Source organism: Brachybacterium vulturis, from assembly GCF_043641765.1.
GTDB lineage: Bacteria > Actinomycetota > Actinomycetes > Actinomycetales > Dermabacteraceae > Brachybacterium > Brachybacterium vulturis_A.
In genome coordinates, this window is sequence record NZ_JBHZRO010000019.1 from 57,578 (window position 1) to 63,836 (window position 6,259).

The following is a 6,259-nucleotide window of genomic DNA, read 5'->3' on the forward strand; positions in this document are numbered from 1 at the left end:
GAAGAGAAAACTATGACCACCAAGCTCATCCTCACCAACGAGGTCACCGGCCTCGGTGCCGCCGGTGACGTCGTCGACGTCAAGGACGGCTACGCCCGGAACTTCCTCATGCCCCGCGGTCTCGCGACCCCGTGGACCAAGGGCGGCCAGCGTCAGCTCGACCAGATCCGCGCGGCCCGCGGCAAGCGCGCGATCGCCAGCATCGAGGACGCACGATCGCTGAAGGCCTCACTCGAGTCCAAGCCCGTCGTCATCGCCGAGCGCGCCGGCCAGAACGGCCGTCTCTTCGGTGCGGTCTCCTCCAAGGAGGTCGCCGAGGGCATCAAGGCGATCTTCGACAAGGACATCGACCGTCGCACCGTCGAGTTCGTGGCGCCGATCCGCGCGCTCGGCGAGCACAAGGCGACCGTCCGTCTGCACGAGGACATCTTCGCCAACCTCGTCGTCCAGGTCATCGCCGCCAAGGGCGCGGCTGCCAAGGCCTGACCGAGCCTGATCGACCCGCTTTCCAGTCGTGCCCCGCACCGAATCGGTGCGGGGCACTTCTGCATGCGGGCAGGCCTCGACCTTCGGCGGGGGCACCGTGGGGGGCGTCCGGGATAGCGTCAGGAGCATGTTCGGGAAGAGTCAGCTGAAGACGCAGATCGCCACGCTCCAGGAGGACAAGCGCGCGCTCGAGAGCCTGGTCCAGGAGCTCGCGCGTCGCGCCGGGATCGGTGAGGCCGAGCTGCTGCACCTGCGCAGTGAGATCGGTCCTCAGGTCCCCGAGGAATGCCGTCGCCTCGTCGCCGAGGACAAGATCATCACCGCGATCAAGGTGTACCGCGAGCACACCGGCGCCGGCCTCGTCGAGGCCAAGGACGCGATCGACCGGTACCGCGCCTCTCTCTGAGGCCGACCTCACCCCAGCTGCCGGCGGACCGGTCCGACGACCCCTCCCGGCATGGCTACCCTCGAACGGTGACCACTTCGACCTCCGAGATCGTCCACCGCGCCGACGGCGGTCTCGCCCGCTCCCTCGGCCACGGCCAGATGGCCATGATCGCGATGGGCTCCGCGCTCGGGACCGGTCTGTTCCTCGGCTCGGGCGAGGCGATCGGCATCGCCGGCCCCGCCGTGATCATCTCCTTCGCGCTCGGTTCGCTGATCGCCGCGACGATCGCTCTGTCGATGGGCGAGATGGCCTCCCGCCACCCTGTCCGCGGGGGCTTCGGCACCCTCGCCGCGCACTACCTCTCCCCGTTCTGGGGGTACATCACACGATGGCTGTACTGGATCGTCACCGTCTGCGTCACCGGCGCCGAACTGGTGGCCTGCGCCGCCTACCTCGCCTACTGGGTGCCGGCGATCCCGATCTGGGCCGGGATCCTGCTCTTCGCCGCGGTCATCATCGCGATCAACCTCTCGAGCGTCGGCTCCTTCGGCCTCGTCGAGTTCTTCCTGTCCTCGATCAAGGTGATCGCCGTGTTCGCGTTCATCCTGGTGGGCGCGGTGCTGGTGTTCGTCGGCCTGCCGGACGCCCCGGCCCCGGGCCTGACCCGGCTCGCGGCCGACGGAGGCTTCGCCCCGAACGGTTGGGCCGCGGTGTGGATCGCCCTGTCGGTGGTGATGTTCTCCTTCGGCGGCATCGAGCTGCTGTCGATCACCGCGGCCGAGGCGAAGGACCCCGCCCGCTCGATCAGGACCGCCGCCCGCACCACGATCGTGCGGCTGGCCTTCTTCTACGTGTTCTGCATCGGCTTCGTGCTGTGCCTGGTGCCCTGGCGGACCGCAGCCGGGTCCGGCGAGGACGTCACCACCTCGCCGTTCGTGATGGTCTTCGATCAGCTGGGCATTCCCGGCGCTGCCCACATCACCAATCTGCTGGTGCTCATCGCGGCGCTGTCGGCCGCGAACGCGAACCTGTACGCCGGCAGCCGGATGCTGCACTCCCTGGCCTCCGACGGCCTCGCCCCGCGCTTCGCCGCCCACACCACCGCGCGCAAGGTCCCGCTGGTGGGCATCGCCCTGAGCTCGGTGGGTCTGATCGGGGCTGCGCTGCTCGCCTTCAGCGGGGTGGGCGGCGTGTTCGGCTACATGATGAGCCTGGTGGTGTTCGCGGTGATCCTGGTCTGGGCGCTGATCCTGTGCACCTACATCGCGTTCCGGCGCCGAGGTATCAGCGGGGCCACCTTCCGTATGCCCGGGGGGATCCCGACCGCGATCCTCGGCCTGATCGGCCTGGTGGCGGTGTTCGCGACCGTCGCGGTGCGACCCAGCATGCAGGTCGCTGCGATGGTGGGCGTGCCCGCAGTACTGGTCGCAGTGGTGCTCTATGTGGCCGTTGCACGTCGCCGTATGGATCCCGCCGACGTCGAGGCGGCGTTCGCTGAGGCCGAGTCGATGCGCTGATGCTGCGAGGTGACCGGGTCGACGTGGCGTTCGTTACTGTGGGCGGTGTCGGTTTGGGCTGACAGTGCGGCAGGGGTAATCTAGGGGAACCTTCGGCCTCGGTGGTTCATCACCCGGTGCCGGAGATACGCGCAAGTGGCGGAATTGGTAGACGCGCACGGTTCAGGTCCGTGTGCCGGAGACGGCGTGGGGGTTCAAGTCCCCCCTTGCGCACTGCAGGAATCCCCCGGTTCACCCAGGTGAGCCGGGGTTTTTCCTGTCCCGGTGCCGTAGTGGCGTCGCCCTCCCGTCCCTCGACACCCGAGCGTGACGCGGGGAACGACACGTCGCTCAGCGCACTGCTCCCTCACTCCGCTTCCGGGGCCGCCCTCGCCGGAACGCCGAGCGGAGCGCATCCCCGTGATCCGGCAGGCATGATGGCCCCATGACCGATCACCTCCCCTCGACGGACTTCACTCTTCACGGCCACGCCGGAGCCCTCGTGGGCCGGGCCTGGACGATCCCCGATCCCCACTGGGTGGCAGTGATCGCCCACGGCTACGGCGAGCATGTGGGCCGGTACGAGTGGGTGGCCGGCCGGCTGAACGACGCGGACGCCGCGGTCTACGCCGCCGACCATGTCGGCCACGGACGCAGCGGGGGCGTCAGGGTGCTGATCAGCGATGTCGAACCCGTGGTCGAGGACCTCCACCACGTGGTCCAGCACGCCGCCGCGGAGAATCCGGGCCGCCCGGTGGTGCTGATCGGACACTCGATGGGCGGCCTGATCGCCGCCCGGTACACCCAGCTGCACGCGGATCGGCTGCTCGCCACAGTGCTCTCCGGCCCGGTGCTGGGCTCCTGGGCCACGGTCGACTCGCTGCTCGCGCTCGACGAGATCCCCTCCACCCCGATCGATCCCGCGACGCTCTCGCGCGACCCCGCCGTGGGTGAGGCGTATGCCGCGGACCCGCTGGTGTGGCACGGGGACTTCGCCCGTCCCACCCTTGAGGCGCTCCGGGAGGCGATGGGCTCGATCACGGCGGACGGGAGCATCGGAGAGCACCCGATGCTCTACCTGCACGGGGAGGACGATCGCCTGGTCCCGCTTCCGGCCAGCTGGCACGGTCTGCTCGAGCTGCGCGGTCCACGGACGTTCACGAAGACCTATCCCGGAGCCCGGCACGAGATATTCAACGAGAGCAATCGGGACGAGGTGCTCGCGGATGTGATCGGTTTCGTGGAGGGCGTGCTGAGCATGCGGGGTTGACCGCCCCCGGGCAGGGGCTCAGATGAACTCGAGCGGATCGAACTCGTCGATGTCGATGATCCGCACGCGCGGCAGGCGGCTGGTGAACGCCGCGACGTCGTACTCGAGGTCGTGGAACTCGATCCCCGGGATGTCCTGCAGGTCCGCGGCCATGAACTCGCGGAAGCCGATGATCGCCGTCCGCCGCTCCACGTCCGCGGCCAGGTCCTCCATCTGCGGGACGAAGTCCTTGTCATGGCTGACCAGCATGACATCGGCCGCACGGGACTCGAGCGCCTCCGCGGTGCGCTGGATCGCGATGTCCACGATCTTGCCCTCGCCGCGCAGCGGGATCGGCTTGTACCCCATCGCGATGAGCGCCTGGACGAAGCTCGAGGGCAGGCTGTCGTCGACGGCGAGGAAGAACAGCCCGGTCACGGGCTGGTGCCACGACATCTCGGCATGGTGGAGCAGCTTGTTCCAGCGAGGGCGCTCTTCGGGCTGTGGGCGCCGGCCGAGGACCGAGACCCCGAGCGTGGCGTCGATGTTCTCGCCGTCCACCAGGAGGTACGTGGTGCGTTCCGTCATGGGTCGACCTTACGCGCTCTTGCGAGGCGGCATCTCCTTCCTGGGCAGCACCTGCCGGGTCCCGAGGCATCCGTAGCTGCCGACGGCACCGATCGACAGCATCGAACCGACGGACCCTATCGACAGCAGCGACCCCCAGGACCCGATCGACAGGACGGAGAGCCCGGAACCCTTCTGCATCGGCACCGGGAGACAGCGTCAGTGTATTCGACGGGATGTCTGGTCGAGAAGGTATCCCCAGAATTGTGCACAGTGTGAACAGTGCTCACGATCATTCCTGGCTCTTCGCAGGTGAGGGGGTAGCTGCGGTGCGTGGGGCTGGCGCGTTGGTGGCGGGAAAGACGTCGAGGTCTTCCGATGATGGAAGTTCCTACGCTCGCCATCCGAAAGACCTCGACGTGCCCGACGCTACCTTCGACGCCCCTGACCTGACGACCTTCGCTCGTGTGGATGAGCTCGGCTTGGCCGTGGTCGGCCAGCACCTCACTCCCGCGCGGGCAGTGCTGGAATGTCGCCTCGCCGACGAAGATCCGTGGTGCCGGGCTTGTGGAGCACGTTCGACCTCGCGGGGAACGGTCTCGAGGTCGCTGGCGCATGCCCCGTTCGGGCACCGTCCCACAACGCTGCTGGTGCGGATCCGCCGATACCGGTGCGATCACTGCGGGAACCGCTGGCGCGAGGACACCTCGACCATCGCCCCGGAGCGGGCGAAGCTCACCCGCGGCGGGATCCGCTGGGCATTGGAAGCGTTGGTGGTCGATCACCTCTCGATCGCACGCGTCGCTGCTGGGCTGGGCGTGGCCTGGCATACCGCCAACGACGCGGTTCTGGCTGAGGGCCAGCGCCTGTTGATCGATGACCCGGCCCGCTTCGATGGCGTTGCCGTGATCGGCGTGGACGAGCACGTATGGCGCCACACCCGGCGCGGCGACAAGTACGTCTGTGAGTCTCGGGGTGGCTGGTCCGGGACCGGCTGGCGAGAATGGCTCCGGCTCTTCATCGGACGTGACTCGAAGTACGTGTGGCCCCGCCAAGGTGGGTGCCTTCACTGTGATCTGTCCGCCTGGTGGGGAGGCCGGCGCCGTTCTCGGCCCACCTCGGTGACTTGATCAGAAGGCTGTCCGATTCCCGTTGAACCGGCGTTCCGCAGAATTCAGGGGTTCTGGAGGCATGCCGGGAGGGTCGTAGCCTTGTGACCTGCGCGGGGGTGTTCGAGGTCTAGGGTCACGAGCCGATTTGCCTAGATACACGCTTTGCGTGTCGCTACCACGTTGGACGGCAGGCTGTGCGTTAGGCTCTAGGTGTGTACATTCGGACGGTGAAGCGGCGTACTCGGACCAGCGAGGTCAGCTATGTGCAGCTGGCCCACAACGAGTGGGATCCGGTCAAGGCCCGCTCGGTGCCCAAGGTCCTGCACTCCTTCGGCCGTGCCGGGCAGGTCGACGAGGACGGGCTGCGCCGTCTGGTCGGTTCGGTGAAGCGGTATCTGGGCGAGCCCGATGGCGACCGGGCCGCGACCGCGTCCCTGGAGCCGGTGGATTCTCGTCCGGCGGGTGGGGCGCTGCTGCTGGATGGGCTCTGGCGGCAGCTGGGCCTGGATGCGGTGATCACGAAGGCCGCGCAGGCCGGTCGGGGGCGCAAGCGTGATCTGGCGGCGCTGGAGCGGACCCTGTTCGCGCTGGTGGCGTCGCGGGCCCTGGCCCCGTCCTCGAAGCTGGCCGCCGCGGAGTGGATGAACCACGACGCAGCGATCCCGGGCCTGACCGAAGCCGCCGGGGAGGTGGACGAGGATGCCTGCTACCGGGCGATGGACTGGCTCCATGCCGCGGGCGAGGGGTTCGAGAAGGCGGTGTTCGACCAGGTCGCGGACCTGCTGAACCTGGAAGTGGACCTGCTGTTCTTCGACACCACCTCCACCTACTTCGAGACCGACGCCGACGAGCCCGTCCTCCGCGATCAGACCGGCCGGCCCACCGACGAGGCTGCCGGGCCCGCGGCGGACGAGGACGGCGGGGTCGGGTTCCGCACTCACGGCAAGTCGAAGGACCACCG

Annotated in this window: 6 protein-coding genes, 1 tRNA gene and 1 pseudogene; 7 read left to right on the forward strand and 1 reads right to left on the reverse strand. The window is 68.5% G+C overall.

Annotation, left to right across the window (positions count from 1 at the left end; genetic code table 11):
* Positions 1-12: 12 nt before the first annotated feature.
* From rplI to ACHUEU_RS13955, 5 genes are all read left to right on the forward strand, one after another.
* Positions 13-486: a 50S ribosomal protein L9 gene (gene rplI, locus ACHUEU_RS13935; protein ID WP_394216731.1), complete on the forward strand. Its 474-nt coding sequence runs from the start codon at positions 13-15 to the stop codon at positions 484-486.
* Positions 487-613: 127 nt separating this feature from the next.
* Positions 614-892, forward strand: coding sequence for a hypothetical protein (locus ACHUEU_RS13940; RefSeq protein ID WP_394216732.1), 279 nt, complete (start codon positions 614-616; stop codon positions 890-892).
* Between the two features lie 140 nt (positions 893-1,032).
* Positions 1,033-2,391: an amino acid permease gene (locus ACHUEU_RS13945; protein ID WP_394216738.1), complete on the forward strand. Its 1,359-nt coding sequence runs from the start codon at positions 1,033-1,035 to the stop codon at positions 2,389-2,391.
* A 129-nt stretch (positions 2,392-2,520) separates the two neighbouring features.
* Positions 2,521-2,604 (forward strand) — tRNA-Leu (locus tag ACHUEU_RS13950).
* A 211-nt stretch (positions 2,605-2,815) separates the two neighbouring features.
* The gene (locus ACHUEU_RS13955) at positions 2,816-3,640 is read left to right on the forward strand and encodes an alpha/beta fold hydrolase (RefSeq protein WP_394216733.1); all 825 of its coding nucleotides are present in this window, start codon (positions 2,816-2,818) and stop codon (positions 3,638-3,640) included.
* Between the two features lie 18 nt (positions 3,641-3,658).
* Here ACHUEU_RS13955 and ACHUEU_RS13960 read toward each other — a convergent pair whose 3' ends face one another.
* Positions 3,659-4,207, reverse strand: a complete 549-nt coding sequence (locus tag ACHUEU_RS13960) for an NYN domain-containing protein (protein WP_394216734.1) — start codon at positions 4,205-4,207, stop codon at positions 3,659-3,661.
* Between the two features lie 398 nt (positions 4,208-4,605).
* Between ACHUEU_RS13960 and ACHUEU_RS13965 the strand changes: the two are divergent.
* Both ACHUEU_RS13965 and ACHUEU_RS13970 read left to right on the forward strand, forming a co-directional pair.
* A pseudogene (locus tag ACHUEU_RS13965) lies at positions 4,606-5,148 on the forward strand (transposase family protein); the annotation flags it as partial.
* A gap of 377 nt (positions 5,149-5,525) precedes the next feature.
* A partial coding sequence (locus tag ACHUEU_RS13970) for an IS1634 family transposase (protein ID WP_394216735.1) occupies positions 5,526-6,259 on the forward strand: 734 nt, incomplete at its 3' end.